Consider the following 16,515-nt stretch of genomic DNA (forward strand, 5'->3'; position numbering starts at 1 on the left):
TAGCTCTTGCGGGTCACTTCACTGGCCATGGGGATCGTTCCTTTGGGGCATCATGCGAAAAGCTTGGCCCTGGGTCTTGCCTGAGGGGGAGCTGGTTTTCCAGTCCCGCTGAACGTGACGGCAAGGCTGGAGCGCGCGGCGCGCGCTCCAGCGCAAGACGCTAGATAAAGGTGAAGGCGGGCGGTTCGCCGTTCATCGTGCCGATGACGTCGCTGGTGCGGTTGGCCGGGTCGTTGGCGACATGGGCGCGCGCGGCGTGGAGGTCGAGCCAGGGCTGGAGGATCGGGCTCGACATGTAGACCGCCCGGCCGCCCAAGAGCTTGACCATGCCGTCGGCCAGTTCCGCCATGCGGCGCACGACATTGGCGGACTGGTAGGCAAAGAGCGCGCGATTTTCCATCGGGACGGGCTCATTGCGGCCAGCATAGTCCATCGTTCGTTGAAGGTGGTCCTGTGGGTCAGCTCCATCTCATTGGTCTCGGCGATCGCGCGGGCGATGGCGGCGTGGAGATTGGGGTCGGCCTTGGACGCCTTGCCGGTGTTGGTCGAAACGCGGCTTGCCATGATCTCCATCGCGGCCGAGGTGGCGGCGCGGATACCGCCGAAGGCGGCGCTGGAGACCGAGCGGATGAAGAGCTGCGCCCAGGGGATGCGGTAGAGGGGCGCTGTGTTGGTTTCCTGACCCGGATTGGTGCCGGCAAAGCCGTCGCTCGCCTTGTGGGTGCGATGTTCGGGCACGAAGACGCGCTCGACCACGATGTCGAAGCTGCCGGTGCCCTGGAGACCGAACGTATCCCAGGTGCCTTCGATCACCTGATAGTCGGAGCGCGGCAACAGGAAGGTGCGCATGTCGGGCGGGCCGCCATCGGTGTCGAAATTGATCGCGCCCAAGAGCACCCAACCGCAATGCGAGGAGCCCGACGAGAAGCCCCAGCGGCCCGACAGGTAAAAGCCGCCATCGACCTTTTCCACCTTGCCGACCGGCTGATAGGTGGAGGAGACGAGCATGTCGGGATTATCGCCCCACACTTCCTTCTGCGCCTCGTCATGGAAGAGGGCGAGTTCATAGGGGTGGCAGCCCAGCACGCCGTAGATCCAGCCTGTCGACATGCAGCCTTCGGCGAGCGCCTTCTGGATTTCGAAGAAGACATTGGGTGCATCTCATAGCCGCCATAGCGCTTGGGCTGGAGCACGCGGAAGAAGCCTGCCGCCTTCATCTCGGCAACGGTCTCGGGGGGCACGTCATGGGCGATCGTGCAGGCGCGCGCGCGTTCCCGCAGCGTCGGGATCATCGCCTTGGCTTTGGCAATCAGGCTTTCGGGCGAAGCTATCCCGGCATTCGCCTCGTCAATGGGTCGGCTTGCTACTGCCCCGGTCATGATCTTCTCCATTGTAGGCGACTCTTCTTCAAATTTGCTATATGCGTAGTTTATGTAAATTGCTATTACGCAAACTGTCAAGGCAAACAGGGCTTGCGCATTTGGGTCGATGCTTATAGGCGGATCTGGAACGAATTGCCATAAGCTCGTTGAGCGCGCAGATTGCGCCTCCCCATATAAGCGCAAAACATGCGGCAGTGCTTGCCATATGCGGATGGGGGAGGCCATTTTGAAACGCTCTGCGGGAATATGGTCGGCAGACAGGAAGAAGGGCGAGGCGGCGGAAATGGCAGTGATATCGCTGGGCTATGTGGTGATCGAGGCGCAGGACCTGGGATCCTGGCAGGATTTTGCCTGCAATATCGCAGGCCTCATGGCCGCCCCCTCCCCCAATGACGATGTCGCGCTGTTCCGCATGGACGACCGGCCCTACCGCCTGTGGGTGGAGAAGGGCGCGGCCGACCGGTTCGTGGCGCCAGGCTGGGAATGCGCGAATCGCGAGGCGTTCGAATCGCTGCTGGAAAGGCTCGAGGCGGCAGGCCGCCCGGTGGAACGCGCAGGCGTCATGGAAGCGCGTGGCCGTCAGGTCTATGAACTGGCCCGCTCGTCGGACCCGGCAGGCAATCCCATGGAGCTCTTCTACGGCCGCTTCGTCGACTATGCCCCCTTCACCTCGCCCGCAGGCGTCAGCCGCTTCGTGACCGGCAGCCCCCATGGCGCGGATGGCGACATGGGGATGGGCCATGTCGTGCTGACCGCCCCCAATTTCGAGGAAACCCATGCTTTCTATAAAAGCGTGATGGGTTTTGGCGACACCGACCTTGGCCGCTTCTATCTGATGGGTGGCGGGCCTGACGACCCGGGCATCGGCTTTGCCTTCCTGCACTGCAACCCGCGCCACCACAGCCTGGCGCTGGGGCAGCTGCCCGAAAGCCCCAATGGCGCGGTGCACATGATGCTGGAGGTCGGCTCCCTGGAGGATGTCGGCCGCGCCTATGACCGGGTCTTGAAGAGCAAGGGCAAGGTGCCCCTCTCGGCAACGCTGGGCCGTCATGTCAATGACAAGATGACCTCTTTCTACATGCAGACACCAGGCGGCTTTGACATCGAATATGGCTGGAATGGCCTGGTAATAGACCCGGACACATGGGTGCCCACCACCAGCCTTTCGGTAAGCGACTGGGGCCATAAATGGGCTCATGAGCAAGATTAACTGGTAGGACTATTTGCAGGGCAAGCCCTGCAGGACTGACGCAAAAGGATGACTGACACTATGCTCGACAAGCGCATGACGGTGGACGACATCGTCGACCAGATTTCCGACGGGATGACCATCGGCATCGGTGGATGGGCCACCCGCCGCAAGCCCATGGCGCTGATCCGCGCCATCGCCCGCTCGAACCTGAAGGACCTGACCGTCATGGCGGGCTATGGCGGCATGGACATCGGCCTGCTCGCCGCGACCGGCAAGATCAAAAAGCTCGTCTTCGCCTTTGCCAGCCTCGACCATTATCCGCTCGAGCCCCATTTCCGCAACGCCCGCCAGGCGGGCGCCTTTGAAGTGCTCGAGCTTGACGAGGGCATGTATCATTGGGGCCTGCGCGCAGGCGCGATGAAGCTGCCCTTCCTGCCGACGCGCGTCGGCATCGGCACCGACATCATCACGCAAGACGGCTTCGACTTCAAATTTGTGAAGAGCCCCTATGCCGATGGCGAGGAATTCGTCGCCATGCCAGCGCTGGTGCCCGACATTGCCCTCATCCATGCCCATCGTTCCGACGAGCGCGGCAATTTGCTGACGCTCAGCAAGGACGCGCTGTTCGACGAACTGCTGGTGCGCGCTGCGGCAAGAGCTACGCCACGGTCGAGAAGATCGTGCCGACCGGCGAGCTCGATATGCAGAAGAACAGCCGCTACAATCTGGTCGAGCGGGCGATGATCACCGGCGTGGCAGAGGCGCCGCTGGGCGCGCATCCCGCAAGCGCCGATCCCGACTATCAGCTCGATCTCAAGCACATCAAGACCTATGTCGAAAGCGCCGCCTCGCCCGAAGCCTGGGCCGAGTATAAGGCGAAGTTCATCGATGTGTCCGAAGCCGATTATCAGGCAGCGATCGGCGGCGAAGACGCCGTCAAGCAGCTCCCCGTTCCTATTTACTAAGCGAGAGACCCATGACCCAGAACAGCTATTCGCTCGCTGAACTCGTCATCGCCGCCTGCGCCGAGGTGTGGCGCAGTGATGGCGAGGTGATGGCGACCGGCATCGGCCCCCTGCCCCGCATCGGCGCAGGCCTTGCCAAGCTGAGCTTTGCCCCCGCGATCCAGACCACCGACGGCGAATGCTTCTATACCAGCGAACCCGTCGGCCCCGGCAAACGCACCGCCGAACCGGAATTTGAAGGCATCGCCAATTATGACCGCGTCTTCTCCGCCCTGTGGAGCGGCCGCCGCCACGCACTGGTCGGCCCGGTGCAGATCGACCGTTTCGGCCAGGCGAACATCTCGGTGATCGGCGACCATAAGAAGCCCAAGGCCGCGATGCTCGGCGCGCGCGGCTTTCCGGGCAATTCGATCAGCCATCCCAACAGCTTCTTCTTTGCCAGCCACAACAAGCGGGCGTTCGTCGAAGGCGAGGTCGATTTCGTCTGCATGGCGGGCTACAACCCGGCGCGCTATCGCAATGGCGCTCCGCCCCAGGGCCTGGACCTGCGCCAGATCATCACCAATCTGTGCGTGATGGACTTTGGCGGCCCCGATCACCAGATCCGCGTGATCTCGCTGCATCCGGGCGTCACCTTCGAGGAAGTGCAGGACAATACCGGCTTCCCGCTTGCCAAGGTTGAGGGTGAAATTCCCACCACCCCTGCACCTACGCCTGAGCAACTGGACCTGATCGCGAAGATCGACCCCAACAATGTCCGCGCCACCGTGTTCAAGGACAATCCGGCCGGAGACAGAAGGGCAGCCTGACATGAATGAAGTTGATCGCCTGGTCGAACCGCAGCAGGTCGACATTGTTTACGAGACCGACGAGCCGGTCACCTATGAGGTGATCGACCATGTCGCATGGATCATGATGAACCGTCCGGGCTTCAACAATGCCCAGAACGGCCAGATGACCTACGCGCTCGACGACGCCTTCATCAAGGCGACGAACGACGATGACGTCCGCTGCATCGTGCTGGGCGGCAACGGCAAGCATTTCTCGGCCGGGCATGACATCGGCACGCCGGGCCGCGACGTGCACAGGCATTTCGAGAACCGGCTGATGGTGCCGGGTCATGTCAACAAACCTGCCGCGGAACTGCTCTACACCCGCGAGAAGGAACAATATGTCGCATGTTGCCGGCGCTTGTGGCGCGATACGCCCAAGCCCACCATTGCCATGGTGCAGGGGGCGTGCGTCGCGGGCGGGCTGATGCTCGCCTGGGTATGCGACCTGATCGTCGCCACCGACGACGCCTTCTTCCAGGACCCGGTCAACCGCTATGGGCATTCCGGGCGTCGAATATTTCGCCCACGCCTATGAGCTCCCCCCGCGCATCGCCAAGGAATTCCTGCTGCTGGGCGAGCGAATGAGCGCGCAGCGGGCCGGAGCAGTTCGGCATGGTCAACAAGATCGTGACCCGCGAGGCGCTGCGCGAGACGGTGGCGGCGATGGCCGCCAAGCTCGTGGCGCAACCCCGCCTTGGCAACTGGCTGACCAAGCAGGCGATCAACCATGTCGAGGAGCTGATGGGCAAGCGCAACGCGATGGAAGCGCAATATCATATGCACCATTTCGCCCATGCCCAGAATGACCTCGTCCAGGGCAGCTCGATCGCGGGCCTCGACGCCAAGAAGATGGCCGAGGCGAATAAGAAGCAGGCGAGCGAATGATGGGCGATCCGCTGCATACGGTGCTGACCGAGCGGCTTGGCTGCCGCTGGCCGATCATCCAGACCGCGATGGGATGGGTGGCGGAACCCAGCCTCGTCATCGGGTCGAGCAATGCAGGCGCGTTCGGCTTTTTGGGCGCAGCGGTGATGACGCCGGACGAAGCGCGCGAGAAGATCCTGGCTGTCCGCAATGGCACCGACAAGCCTTTTCGGCGTCAATTTCCACAGCTTTCAGCCCGGCGCAGACCAAATCGTCGAGCTGATCCTCGCCAACAAGGATCAGGTGCGCGCGGTCAGCTTCGGGCGTGGTCCCAATGCCAAGATGATCGGCCGCTTCAAGGATGCAGGGATCCTCTGCATCCCGACCGTCGGCGCGGTCAAGCATGCGCAGAAGATGGTGGAGCTGGGCGTCGACATGGTCAATGTGCAGGGCGGCGAAGGCGGCGGGCATACGGGCTCGGTGCCCACCACCGTGCTGCTCCCCCAGGTATTGGACGCCGTCAACGTGCCGGTGATCGCGAGCGGCGGCTTTGCCGACGGGCGCGGCCTCGCCGCAGCGCTCGCCTATGGCGCGGTCGGCATCGCCATGGGCACGCGCTTCCTTTTGACCAAGGAAAGCCCGGTGCCCGACAGCGCCAAGGCGGAATATCTGAAAGCCTCGGACCGACCGCATCGTCGTCACCACCAAGCTTGACGGCATCCCGCAGCGGATGGTGCGCACCAAGCTGATGGACAAGATCGAAAAGTCCGAAAGCTCGCCATGTGGCTGCGCGCGCTGGAAGCGAGCGCGGCGATGAAGAAGCTGAGCGGGGCGAGCTGGATCGACATGATCAAGTCGGCCAAGGGCATGACCGGCCATGGTCAGGTGCCGCTCAAACAGGCGATGATGGCCGCGACCATGGCCGATGCTGATCCAGAAGGCGGTGGTCGAGGGCGACATCGAACATGGCGTGATGGCGACCGGCGTGGTCGGCGGACGCATTGATGAAATACCCAGCTGCCAGGAGCTGGTCGACCGCATCGTCAGCGAGGCGCATGAGCGGCTGAACGCGCTGGCCGCACTGGGCCGCGAGGCCGCAAGCGCGGCCTGAGGAGAGGAAGAACAATGCCGATTACGCTCACGATCAAGGACAAGATCGCCGAAATCCTGTTCGACCATCCGCCGGTCAACGCCTTCGACACCAAGGGCTGGGAATCGATCCCCGCGCTGGTTTACGAAGCGGCCGCCAACGAGGATGTGCGCTGCATCCTGATCCGGGCCGAGGGCAAGGGCTTTTGCGGCGGCGTCGATATCAAGGAGATGGCGGCGCATCCCGAACGCATCGCCAAATTGAACAAGGATAATTACCTGACCTTCAAGGCGATCCGCGAATGCGCGATCCCGGTGGTCGGCGCGCTCCACGGCTTCGTCATTGGCGGCGGCGTCAATATCGCAGGCGCCTGCGACGCGCTGATCGCGGCCGAGGGCGCCTATTTCTCGCTGCCCGAGATCGATCGCGGCGCGATGGGCGGCGCGGCCTTCATGAGCCGCATGCTGCCCGTGCAGATGGTGCGCGCCAACTTCTTCACCGGGGGCCGTATTTCGGTCGAGGACGCGCATCGTCATGGCTCGGTGCACAAGGTCGTGCCGCTCGAAAATCTGAAGGACGAGGCTTACGCCTTCTGCGAAGTCATCGCGTCCAAGAGCCGCGCCGCGCTGGTCATCGCCAAGCAGGCCTTGAACCTGATCGAGCCCACCGACCCCTCGGCCCATTACCGGATCGAGCAGGGCTTCACGCTCGAAATGTATATGCATGAAGACAGCCAGAAGGCGCGCGACGCCTTCGTCGACAACAAGGGCGCGGCGAAATTCTGATGGACTTGACCTATACCCCCGAACAGCAGGCGTTCCGCGCCGAGGTGCGCAACTGGCTGGAAGCCCATGTGCCGCAGGGATCGCTGGAGCATTTCGACGCGACCCGCGAAGGCTTCGAGGCGCACCGGCAATGGGAAAAGACGCTGAAGTCGGGCGACTGGGGTATGGTGACCTGGCCAAAGGAATATGGCGGCCGCGGTCTCGACCTCATCCAGTGGCTGATCTTCGAGGAAGAATATTATCGCGCCGGAGCCCCAGGCCGCGTCAACCAGAATGGCATTTTCCTACTGGGGCCGACGCTCATCGAATTCGGCACCCATGAGCAGAAGCAGCGCTTCCTGCCCAAGATGGCGTCAGGCGAGGAAATCTGGGCGCAGGCCTGGTCCGAACCGATGGCCGGGTCCGATCTGGCAGGCGTGCGCGCCACCGCAACGCGAGACGGCGACGAATACATCCTCAACGGCCACAAAATCTGGTCGAGCCGCGCGGTCTTCGCCGACTGGGCGTTCGGCCTGTTCCGCGAGCCGGGCTCCGAGCGCCACAAGGGGATGAGCCTCATCTTCTTCCCGCTCGACGCGCCGGGCGTGACGGTCAATGCGATCAAGAAGATCAACGGCCATGTCGGCTTTGCCGAGATCTTCCTTGAAAATGTCCGCGTCCCCGCCTTCAACCGCCTCGGCGACGAGGGCCAGGGCTGGCATATCTGCATGGCGACCGCCGGGTTCGAGCGTGGCCTGATGCTGCGCTCACCCGCCCGCTATCAGGTGGCGGCGAAGAAGCTCGCGGAACTCTGGACCGCCAACAAGGAAACGGCCGACCCCGCGCTCGAAGCCGATGTCGTGCGCGCGCACATGAATGCCGACGCCTATGCGCTCAACATCTACCAGACCGCCTCGCGGCTGATGGCGGGCACGAAGATCGGTCCCGAAGCCTCGACCAACAAGATCTTCTGGTCTGAACTCGACATTCATCTGACGCAGACCGCCTTGGCGATCCTCGGGGCCCAGGCCGAACTCACCCACGAAGCGCCCGGCGCGAACCCCGTCGATTGGATCGACGACTATATCTTCGCGCTCGCAGGACCCATCTATGCCGGGTCGAACGAGATCCAGCGCAACATCATCGCCGAGCGCATGCTCGGCCTGCCGCGCTAAGGGGAATTGAGATGGACTTCACCCTCAGCGACGAACAGCTGATGTTTGCCGAGACCGCACGCACCCTGTTCGCCGACAGCTGCACGCCCGATCATTGGCGCCGCATGATGGAAGCGGGCGTCGCGCGCGACGATGCGCGCTGGGCCGCGATCGTCGAGACCGGCCTCACCCTCATCCTGCTGCCTGAAGAAGCGGGCGGCATTGATCTGACCGAAACCGACTTTGCTCTCATCGCGCAGGAAGCGGGCTATGTCGTCCTGCCCGAACCGCTGGTCGAGAGCGCAGGCGTCGCAGCGCCCCTGCTCGCTGCCCTTGCGCCCGATCATCCGCTGCTCGCCGATCCGATGGCGACCATCGCCATCGCCCACCCCGCCAACCCCTATGTCGCCAATGCCGACAGCGCGGCCGCGATCCTGCTCGAAAAGGATGGCGAGGCTTTCCTCGCCACGCCCGATCAGGTGACGCTGACCGCCCAGCCCAGCATCGATCCCTTCCGCCGCCTCTTCTCGGTAGAATGGAGCCCAAGCAACGCAACGCCGCTCGGGCCAAATAATCAAAATGGGGCCGACTGGGACCTCGCTTTCGACCGCGCCGCCCTGTTCAACGCCGCCTTCGCGCTTGGTCTTGCCCAGCGTTCGGTCGATCTTGCCGTCGATTATGCCAAGGAACGCCAGCAGTTCGGCAAACCCATCGGCAGCTACCAGGCGGTCAAGCATCACCTCGCCTCCGCGCAGGTGGCGATCGAGTTCGCCAAGCCCGTGGTCGCCGCCGCCGCAGCCGAGATCGGCGCGCGTGACACCCAGGCCCGCGCCCGCGTCAGCCATGCCAAGCTGGTGGCGCTCGAAGCCGCCGACAAGGCCGCCCGCGCCTCGATCCAGGTGCATGGCGCGATGGGCTACAGCTGGGAAGTGGACGTCCACCTGTTCCTGAAACGCGCGCTCGCGCTGACCCAGAGCTGGGGTACGCCCGCCACTCACCGCGCGCGCATCGCCACGCGCATCTTCACCCAGCCCATGGGGCCGGACCAGACCTTCGCCCGGGAAGCCAACAATGCCTGAAGCCTATATCATCGACGCCGTCCGCACCCCCGTCGGCCGCAAGAAGGGCAGCCTTGCCCAGGTCCACCCGGCCGATCTGGGCGCCCATCCGATCCGCGAACTGGTCAAGCGCACCGGCATCGATCCCTCTCAGGTCGAAGACGTGGTCTGGGGCTGCACCGAGACAATCGGCGGCCAGGCGGGCGATATCGGCCGCACCGCATGGCTGGTCGCAGGGCTCCCTGAAGAGGTGCCCGGCGTCACCGTCGACCGCCAGTGCGGATCGTCGCAGCAGGCGGTGCACTTCGCCGCGCAGGGCGTGATGAGCGGCACGCAGGACCTGGTCGTCGCGGGCGGCAGCCAGGCGATGAACCAGATCCCGATCATGGCCGCGATGATCGCGGGCGCGCAATATGGCTTTGACAGCCCTTTCCACGGGTCGAAGGGCTGGGTCGAGCGCTATGGCATGGAAGAGGTCAACCAGATCAAGTCCGCCGAGATGATCGCCGACAAATGGGGCATCAGCCGTGAAGCGATGGAGGCGTTCGCGCTCGCCTCGCACCAGCGCGCGCAGGCGGCCTGGGACAATGGCTGGTTCGATCATGAAGTGGCGCCCCTCGAAGGGCTGGCCAGGGATGAAACCATCCGTCCCACCACCTCGCTGGAGGGCCTCGCGTCCTTGAAGCCCGTCAATGAAGGCGGCATCATCACCGCAGGCGTCGCCAGCCAGAATTGCGACGCGGCCGCAGCCCTCCTCATTGCCAGCGAGAAGGCGGTCAAGGACCATGGCCTGAAACCCCGCGCCCGCATTCATCACCTGTCCGTGCGCGCCGCCAATCCGGTCTGGATGCTGACCGGTCCGATCCCCGCCACCCAATATGCGCTGAAGAAAGCGGGCATGGCGATCGGCGACATCGACCTGTTCGAATGTAACGAGGCTTTCGCCAGCGTCACCATGGCGTGGATGAAGGAACTCGACATCCCCCATGAGAAGGTCAATGTGCAGGGCGGCGCAATCGCGCTGGGCCATCCGATCGGCGCGACCGGGGCGCGGCTGATGACCACGTTGCTGGGTGCGCTCGAACGCACCGGCGGGCGCTATGGCCTCCAGACCATGTGCGAAGGCGGCGGCCAGGCCAACGTCACCATCATCGAACGGCTCTAAGAGGGAAAGCGCGGCCCCATGCCCTGCTACGCCTATCAGGGGATCACACCCGTCGTCGATCCGACCAGCTACGTCCATCCGCTGGCGTCGCTGATCGGCGACGTGATCGTCGGACCGGGCTGCTTCATCGCGCCGGGCGCCTCGCTGCGCGGCGATTTCGGGCGGATCGTGGTGGAAGGCGACAGCTCGATCCAGGACAATGTGTCGGTCCATGCCAACCAGCTGCGCGATACCATCATCAAGCGTGGCGCGACCATCGCCCATGGCTCGATCATCCATGGCTGCGAGATCGGCGAAAATGCGCTCATCGGCATGAACGCGGTGATCCTCGACAATGCCATCATAGGTGACGAAAATCTCGTCGCCGCCCTTGCCCTTGTGAAGTCCGACACGGTGACCCCGCCACGCAGCCTGGTCGTCGGCAATCCGGCCAAGGTGGTCAAGAGTTTCGAGCCGCACCAGGTCACCTGGCGCAACAATGGGACAAGCGAATATCAAAAGCTCGCCAAAGCCGCGCTGACTGGACTGGTCGAAGCCGAGCCGCTGGGCGAAGCCAGCCCGGAGCGGCAGGCGCAGCGCGTCGCCTCCGACGCCATCGCCGTGCGCCTGACCGGCAGCACCGCGCAGCATCGCGAACGCCAGGCGGCGCAGCGAGAGGGTCAGCCATGAGCAGCGCCACGGCGATCACCAATCTGCTCTACCGCTATGCCGAACTGATGGACGCAGGCGACCTTGAAGCCGTCGCCGCCCTGTTCGAGCGCGCCCGGATCAAGACAGGCGGCGGCGAAATGGTCGAAGGCGCAGCGCCGATGCTGGCGCTGTGGCAGGCCCATGTACGCATCCATGACGATGGCACGCCGCGCACCAAGCATGTCATCACCAATCCCATCGTCGAGCTGGACGAGGACGCAGGCACCGCCACCTGCCGCTCTTACTATACCGTGTTTCAGGCGACCCCGGACCTGCCGTTGCAGGCGATCTGCGCGGGCCGCTATCATGACAGCTTCACCTACGTGGATGGGGCATGGCATTTTTCCGGGCGGGATTATTCCCTGCTCGATCTCGTTGGGGACCTGAGCCAGCATCTGCTGATCCCCGTCGCAGCGCAATGAAGGAGTAAGGCAAGTGGGTATCTGCGAAGGACGTGTTGCGATCGTGACCGGGGCGGGCAATGGGCTGGGCAAGGCCTATGCGCTGGGCCTGGCGGCGCAAGGCTGCAAGGTCGTGGTCAACGACCTGGGCGTGGGCACCCATGGCGAAGCGGGCGCGACCAAGGGCGCGGCCGAGCAGGTGGTGGACGAGATCAAGGCGATGGGCGGGCAGGCCGTCGCCAACACCGATGACGTCGCCGAATGGGACTCGGGCAAGAGGATGGTCGAACAGGCACTCGACAGCTTCGGCGCGCTTCATGCCGTGGTCAACAATGCAGGCTTCGTGCGCGACCGCATGTTCTTCACCTGTAGCCCGGAAGAATGGGATGCGGTGATCCGCGTCCATCTGCGGGGCCATTTCTGCACCTCGCGCCATGCCGCTGAATATTGGCGCGCGCAGAGCAAGGCGGGCAACCCGGTCGATGCGCGCATTATCAACACGACCTCGGGCGCAGGCCTCCAGGGCTCGGTCGGCCAGTCGGCCTATTCGACGGCCAAGGCAGGCATTGCCGGGCTGACGCTGGTGCAGGCCGCCGAGCTGGGGCGCCTGGGCATCACCGCCAATGCCCTTGCCCCCAACGCCCGCACCCGCATGACCAATACCGGCGCGTTCGACATGGACGCGAAGGAAGGCGAATTCGACCTGTTCGCGCCGGAAAATATGGCGCCGCTGGTCGCCTATCTCGTCTCGGAACAGTCGAAGGGGGTGACTGGCCAGGTGTTTGAATTGAAGGGCGGACAGGTCTTCCTCTCGCAGGGCTGGACCGACAGCCCGGCGTTCGACAAGGGCGCGCGCCTCGAGCCACAAGAAATGGACGCGATCGTGCGCAAGCTCATCGACACCCGCGAACCGGCAAAGCCGGTTTACGGAGCCGCCTGATGGATTTCGCGCTCAGCGATGATCAGCGCGCGATCCAGGACGCCGCCCGCGACTTCCTGACCGACGCCGCCAACCCCGACGTCATCCGCGCCGCCGTCGAAGGGACGAGCGGCTTTGACGAGAGCCTGTGGGACAGCCTTGGCGAGATGGGCTTTACCGGGCTCATGATCCCCGAGGCCCAGGGCGGCCTTGGCCTGGGCGCGGTCGAAATGGCGCTGGTGCTAGAAGAAACCGGCCGCGTCCTTGCGCCCGTCCCCTTCTTCGAAACCGCCGTGCTCGCCGTGCAGGCGGTGCTCGCTGCGGGCAGCGAGGAACAGAAGGCGGCGCTGCTGCCCCGCCTCGCCACCGGCACGCGCGCAACTTTCGCTGGCACAGCAAGCCGCCCCACTCTCGCCAATGGCCGCCTCACCGGCACGGCGCAGTTCGTGACCTTCGGCCATGTCGCGCAGCTCATCGTCGTGGCGACGGCTGACGACAGCCTCGTCATCCTCGAAGCCGACACCCCCGGCCTTGCCATCGAGGCGCTGCCCGCGCTCGACCGCACCCGCCGCTTTGCTTGCCTCACCTTCGATTGCGACGTGACGCCGGAGATGATCCTTGGCGCCCCCGGCAGCGCCAAGGCCGCGATCGAGCGCACGCTGACCATCGGCGCGGGCCTCCTTGCCGCCGAGCAGACCGGCGGCATGCAGTACAGCCTCGATGCGACGGTCGATTATGCGAAGCAACGCGTCCAGTTCGGCCGCCTGATCGGTTCGTTCCAGGCCTATAAGCATATGCTCGCCGACATGATGCTGCTGGTCGAAGCCTCGCGCTCGGCGGCCTATTATGCCGCCGCCGCGATCGATGAGAATGGCGAGGAGCTCGCCGAAGCCGCCCATGCCGCACGCGCCTATGTGTCGGACGCTTATTGCTCGGTCAGCGGCGACGCGATCCAGCTCCATGGCGGCATCGGCTTCACCTGGGAACATCACGCCCATCTCTATTTCAAGCGCGCCCGCGCCTCTGCCAGCTGGCTCGGCACGCCGGACCAGCATCGCGAAGCGCTCGCCAAGATCATCATGAAGGACGCCGCATGACCCCGACCTCGCCTGTTCCGCCCTATCCGACCCCGCTGGGCATGCTCAAGGGCAAGACCGTGGTGGTGACCGCGGCAGCGGGCACCGGCATCGGCTTTGCCGCCGCCAAGCGCGCGGCGGAAGAAGGGGCCAGGCTCCTCATCAGCGATTTCCATGAACGCCGCCTCAATGAAGCAGCCGACCGCATCGCCGATGAAGCCAAGGTCGAGCGTCCCGCCACCTTCGTGTGCGACGTCACCAGCGAGGAAGCCGTGCAGGGCTTGCGCGACGCGTCGCTTGACCATCTCGGCAAGGTCGATGTCCTCATCAACAATGCCGGGCTGGGCGGCGAGGCCGATATCGTCGACATGACCGACGAGCAGTGGGCGCGCGTGTTCGACGTGACGCTGACCTCGCTGTTCCGCATGACCCGCGCCTTCCTCCCCTCCATGTATGCGAACAAGTCGGGCGTCATGGTCAACAACGCCTCGGTCCTTGGCTGGCGCGCGCAAAAGGGCCAGGCCCATTATGCCGCCGCCAAGGCAGGGGTCATGGCCTTCACCCGCTGCGCCGCGATCGAGGCGGCCGAACATGGCGTGCGCATCAATGCGGTCTCGCCCAGCCTTGCCATGCACCCCTTCCTCGCCAAGGTGACGACGCAGGAAGCGCTCGACAAGCTGGTCGAGAAGGAAGCCTTCAAGCGCCCCGCCGAGGTCTGGGAAATCGCCAATGTGATGATGTTCCTCGCCTCCGATCTCTCCTCCTACATGACCGGCGAAATCGTCGCGGTCTCGAGCCAGCGGGCGTAACAATGGCGACCATCTTCGAAAATCCGCGAGACCTGCTGGGCAAGGAAGGGGCAAAGCTCGACACGTCGGACTGGCTCACCATCGAGCAGTCGCGCATCGACGCCTTTGCGACATGCACCGGCGACCATCAGTGGATCCATGTCGATCCGATCCGCGCGAAAGATGGCCCGTTCGGCGCGACCATCGCCCATGGTTACCTCACCCTCTCCCTCGTCAACCTGTTCATGCCGCAGATTATCGAGGTCCGGCGTTTTTCCGCAGGGGTCAATGTCGGCATGGACAAGACCCGCTTCCTCAATCCGGTCGTGGTCGGCTCGCGCATCCGGGGCTCGGGCGAAATCGTCTCGGTCGAGGAAGTGAAGGGCGGCGCCATCCAGGCGGTGATCCGCGTCACCGTCGAGATCGAAGGTCCAGATGGTCAGCCTACCGCCAAGCCCGCCTGCGTGGTCGATACCATCAACCGCTATTTCCCGGAAGGCTAAGGCCATGGCCGCCCGCCTCCTGATCGCACTTGCCGCTACCCTCCTCACCCCTGCCCTAGCCGGAGCCAAAGCCATGCCCGATCCTGTAAAAATGGAAGCCGCCGTCAACGCCTATGTCGCAGCGTTCGAAGCGGGCAGCGCCGACCAGGTCGCCGCCCTCTATGCGCAGGACGCCACGGTCGAAGACCCGATCGGCTCGCCCATCCGCAAGGGCCGCGAGGCGATCCGCGCCTTCTATGCCGAATCGATGCAGACCGGCGCGAAGCTGAAGCTCGAAGGCCCGGTTCGGGTCGCGGGCGACTATGCCGTCTTCCCCTTCTCGGTGAACCTCAACCATGACGGCAAGGCCATGCGCATCGACGTCATCGACACCTTCCGCTTCAACGAAGCCAATGAAGTGACCGAAATGCGCGCCTATTGGGGCCAGTCCAACATGCACGGCTTTTAATTCAAGGATCGATAAACATGCGTGAAGCAGCCATCATCTCCACCGCCCGCACCGGCGTCGGCAAAGCCTATCGCGGCGCGTTCAACGACACCGAAGCGCCGTTCATGTCCTCCCATGTAGTCGATGCCGCCATCGCCCGCGCAGGCATCGATCCCGCGCGCGTCGATGACGTGTATCTGGGCGTTGCCAACCAGTGGAACACGCAAAGCTACAATGTCGGCCGCCTCACCGTCCACGGCTCGGTCCTCCCCGACACCACGGCCGGTTTCTCGATGGACCGCAAATGCTCGTCCGGTTTGAACGCGCTCGCCTTTGCCGCGCGCGGCATCATCGCCAACGAGATCGACTGCGCCGTCTCGGGCGGGGTCGAGAATGTCTCGCTCACCATCGACAAGCACTATCCCGCCTTCCGCAACCGCTCCGAGTTCATCAAGGAACGCGATCCCAACGCCTATATGGTGATGATCGAGACCGCCGAGATCGTCGCGGAACGCTATGGCATCAGCCGCGAGGACCAGGACCGCTTTGCCGCACAGTCGCAGCAGCGCGCCGCCGCCGCCCAGGAAGCAGGCAAGTTCGATGACGAGATCGTGCCGATCACGGTCACCAAGGCGCTGTTCGACAAGGAAGGCAATGAGACCGGCAAGGAAGAACTGACCATCACCAAGGATGAAGGCATCCGCGCTGGCACCACTTATGAGAAGCTCGCTGAATTGAAGCCCGTGTTCAAGAACGGCACGGTCATCAAGGAAGGCAAGCACGTCACCGCCGGTAACGCCAGCCAGCTCTCCGATGGCGCATCGGCCCAGGTCGTCATGGACCTTGCCACCGCGCAGAAGGAAGGGCTCCCCGTCCTCGGCATCTATCGGGGTTTTCAGGTCGCAGGCTGCGGCGCGGACGAAATGGGCATTGGCCCCGTGTTCGCCATCCCCAAGCTGCTGGAGCGCACCGGCCTCAAGATCGACGACATTGGCCTGTGGGAGCTCAATGAAGCCTTTGCCAACCAGGCGATCTATTGCCAGCGCACGCTTGGGCTCGATCCGGAGAAGCTCAACGTCAATGGCGGCGGCATCGCCATCGGCCATCCCTTCGCCATGACCGGCTCGCGCCTCGTCGGCCACGCCCTCATCGAAGGCAAGCGCCGCGGCGTCAAATATGTGGTCGTCTCCATGTGCGTCGCGGGCGGCATGGGCGCGGCCGGTCTGTTCGAGGTCGCCTGATCC

At 64.2% G+C, this 16,515-nt stretch carries 17 protein-coding genes and 3 pseudogenes; 19 read left to right on the forward strand and 1 reads right to left on the reverse strand.

Annotated features, from left to right (window positions below):
- Positions 1-160: 160 nt before the first annotated feature.
- Positions 161-433, reverse strand: coding sequence for a hypothetical protein (locus AC6JBC_RS16295; protein ID WP_498026521.1), 273 nt, complete (start codon positions 431-433; stop codon positions 161-163).
- Between the two features lie 6 nt (positions 434-439).
- Here AC6JBC_RS16295 and AC6JBC_RS16300 point away from each other — a divergent pair, with 6 nt between their 5' ends.
- The 19 genes and pseudogenes from AC6JBC_RS16300 (at position 440) to AC6JBC_RS16390 (ending at position 16,512) form a co-directional block, all read left to right on the forward strand.
- The gene (locus AC6JBC_RS16300; RefSeq protein ID WP_498026522.1) at positions 440-658 is read left to right on the forward strand and encodes a hypothetical protein; all 219 of its coding nucleotides are present in this window, start codon (positions 440-442) and stop codon (positions 656-658) included.
- A gap of 68 nt (positions 659-726) precedes the next feature.
- Positions 727-1,167 carry a hypothetical protein gene (locus AC6JBC_RS16305; RefSeq protein ID WP_498026523.1) on the forward strand — a complete coding sequence of 147 codons (441 nt, stop codon included), beginning with the start codon at positions 727-729 and terminating at the stop codon, positions 1,165-1,167.
- Positions 1,168-1,608: 441 nt separating this feature from the next.
- Entirely contained in the window at positions 1,609-2,592 is a 984-nt protein-coding gene (locus AC6JBC_RS16310; RefSeq protein WP_498026126.1) for a VOC family protein, read from the forward strand.
- Positions 2,593-2,640: 48 nt separating this feature from the next.
- Positions 2,641-3,539 (forward strand): annotated as a pseudogene (locus tag AC6JBC_RS16315) (CoA transferase subunit A).
- A gap of 11 nt (positions 3,540-3,550) precedes the next feature.
- Positions 3,551-4,348 (forward strand): CoA-transferase subunit beta, encoded by a 798-nt coding sequence (locus tag AC6JBC_RS16320; protein WP_498026124.1) that lies wholly within the window; start codon positions 3,551-3,553, stop codon positions 4,346-4,348.
- A 1-nt stretch (position 4,349) separates the two neighbouring features.
- Positions 4,350-5,257, forward strand: a pseudogene (locus tag AC6JBC_RS16325) (enoyl-CoA hydratase).
- Positions 5,257-6,347: pseudogene (locus AC6JBC_RS16330) on the forward strand (NAD(P)H-dependent flavin oxidoreductase). The pseudogenes AC6JBC_RS16325 and AC6JBC_RS16330 overlap by 1 nt, the downstream one beginning before the upstream one ends.
- Positions 6,348-6,361: 14 nt before the next feature.
- A complete protein-coding gene (locus tag AC6JBC_RS16335) occupies positions 6,362-7,111 on the forward strand; it encodes an enoyl-CoA hydratase family protein (protein ID WP_498026122.1) in 750 nt (249 codons plus the stop codon).
- Entirely contained in the window at positions 7,111-8,265 is a 1,155-nt protein-coding gene (locus AC6JBC_RS16340) for an acyl-CoA dehydrogenase (RefSeq protein WP_498026505.1), read from the forward strand. The genes AC6JBC_RS16335 and AC6JBC_RS16340 overlap by 1 nt, the downstream gene beginning before the upstream one ends.
- Before the next feature lie 11 nt (positions 8,266-8,276).
- Entirely contained in the window at positions 8,277-9,323 is a 1,047-nt protein-coding gene (locus AC6JBC_RS16345; protein ID WP_498026121.1) for an acyl-CoA dehydrogenase family protein, read from the forward strand.
- Positions 9,316-10,467, forward strand: a complete 1,152-nt coding sequence (locus AC6JBC_RS16350; RefSeq protein WP_498026120.1) for an acetyl-CoA C-acetyltransferase — start codon at positions 9,316-9,318, stop codon at positions 10,465-10,467. Before AC6JBC_RS16345 ends, AC6JBC_RS16350 begins: the two co-directional genes overlap by 8 nt.
- Positions 10,468-10,485: 18 nt before the next feature.
- Complete coding sequence (locus tag AC6JBC_RS16355) at positions 10,486-11,136, forward strand: gamma carbonic anhydrase family protein (RefSeq protein WP_498026119.1); 651 nt, start codon at positions 10,486-10,488, stop codon at positions 11,134-11,136.
- A complete protein-coding gene (locus AC6JBC_RS16360) occupies positions 11,133-11,579 on the forward strand; it encodes a nuclear transport factor 2 family protein (protein WP_498026524.1) in 447 nt (148 codons plus the stop codon). The genes AC6JBC_RS16355 and AC6JBC_RS16360 overlap by 4 nt, the downstream gene beginning before the upstream one ends.
- Positions 11,580-11,592: 13 nt before the next feature.
- On the forward strand, positions 11,593-12,498 hold the full coding sequence (locus tag AC6JBC_RS16365; protein ID WP_498026525.1) for an SDR family oxidoreductase: 906 nt from the start codon (positions 11,593-11,595) through the stop codon (positions 12,496-12,498).
- The gene (locus AC6JBC_RS16370) at positions 12,498-13,574 is read left to right on the forward strand and encodes an acyl-CoA dehydrogenase family protein (protein WP_498026526.1); all 1,077 of its coding nucleotides are present in this window, start codon (positions 12,498-12,500) and stop codon (positions 13,572-13,574) included. The genes AC6JBC_RS16365 and AC6JBC_RS16370 overlap by 1 nt, the downstream gene beginning before the upstream one ends.
- Positions 13,571-14,362 (forward strand): SDR family oxidoreductase, encoded by a 792-nt coding sequence (locus AC6JBC_RS16375; protein WP_498026527.1) that lies wholly within the window; start codon positions 13,571-13,573, stop codon positions 14,360-14,362. The genes AC6JBC_RS16370 and AC6JBC_RS16375 overlap by 4 nt, the downstream gene beginning before the upstream one ends.
- A 2-nt stretch (positions 14,363-14,364) precedes the next feature.
- Positions 14,365-14,844, forward strand: coding sequence for a MaoC family dehydratase (locus tag AC6JBC_RS16380; RefSeq protein ID WP_498026528.1), 480 nt, complete (start codon positions 14,365-14,367; stop codon positions 14,842-14,844).
- A 4-nt stretch (positions 14,845-14,848) separates the two neighbouring features.
- Positions 14,849-15,292: a nuclear transport factor 2 family protein gene (locus AC6JBC_RS16385; protein WP_498026529.1), complete on the forward strand. Its 444-nt coding sequence runs from the start codon at positions 14,849-14,851 to the stop codon at positions 15,290-15,292.
- A 17-nt stretch (positions 15,293-15,309) separates the two neighbouring features.
- On the forward strand, positions 15,310-16,512 hold the full coding sequence (locus AC6JBC_RS16390) for an acetyl-CoA C-acyltransferase (protein WP_498026530.1): 1,203 nt from the start codon (positions 15,310-15,312) through the stop codon (positions 16,510-16,512).
- The last annotated feature ends 3 nt before the right edge of the window (positions 16,513-16,515 follow it).

Source organism: Sphingobium sp. RC1 (genome assembly GCF_059738765.1).

Excerpts from the sequence above, each read along its gene's own strand:
- AC6JBC_RS16305 (WP_498026523.1), top strand. The coding sequence starts at position 727 with ATGTTCGGGCACGAAGACGCGCTCGACCACGATGTCGAAGCTGCCGGT.
- AC6JBC_RS16320 (WP_498026124.1), top strand. The coding sequence starts at position 3,551 with ATGACCCAGAACAGCTATTCGCTCGCTGAACTCGTCATCGCCGCCTGC.
- AC6JBC_RS16385 (WP_498026529.1), top strand. The coding sequence starts at position 14,849 with ATGGCCGCCCGCCTCCTGATCGCACTTGCCGCTACCCTCCTCACCCCT.
- AC6JBC_RS16295 (WP_498026521.1), bottom strand. The coding sequence starts at position 433 with ATGGACTATGCTGGCCGCAATGAGCCCGTCCCGATGGAAAATCGCGCG.
- AC6JBC_RS16355 (WP_498026119.1), top strand. The coding sequence starts at position 10,486 with ATGCCCTGCTACGCCTATCAGGGGATCACACCCGTCGTCGATCCGACC.
- AC6JBC_RS16380 (WP_498026528.1), top strand. The coding sequence starts at position 14,365 with ATGGCGACCATCTTCGAAAATCCGCGAGACCTGCTGGGCAAGGAAGGG.
- AC6JBC_RS16335 (WP_498026122.1), top strand. The coding sequence starts at position 6,362 with ATGCCGATTACGCTCACGATCAAGGACAAGATCGCCGAAATCCTGTTC.
- AC6JBC_RS16340 (WP_498026505.1), top strand. The coding sequence starts at position 7,111 with ATGGACTTGACCTATACCCCCGAACAGCAGGCGTTCCGCGCCGAGGTG.
- AC6JBC_RS16375 (WP_498026527.1), top strand. The coding sequence starts at position 13,571 with ATGACCCCGACCTCGCCTGTTCCGCCCTATCCGACCCCGCTGGGCATG.
- AC6JBC_RS16370 (WP_498026526.1), top strand. The coding sequence starts at position 12,498 with ATGGATTTCGCGCTCAGCGATGATCAGCGCGCGATCCAGGACGCCGCC.
- AC6JBC_RS16345 (WP_498026121.1), top strand. The coding sequence starts at position 8,277 with ATGGACTTCACCCTCAGCGACGAACAGCTGATGTTTGCCGAGACCGCA.
- AC6JBC_RS16390 (WP_498026530.1), top strand. The coding sequence starts at position 15,310 with ATGCGTGAAGCAGCCATCATCTCCACCGCCCGCACCGGCGTCGGCAAA.
- AC6JBC_RS16360 (WP_498026524.1), top strand. The coding sequence starts at position 11,133 with ATGAGCAGCGCCACGGCGATCACCAATCTGCTCTACCGCTATGCCGAA.
- AC6JBC_RS16350 (WP_498026120.1), top strand. The coding sequence starts at position 9,316 with ATGCCTGAAGCCTATATCATCGACGCCGTCCGCACCCCCGTCGGCCGC.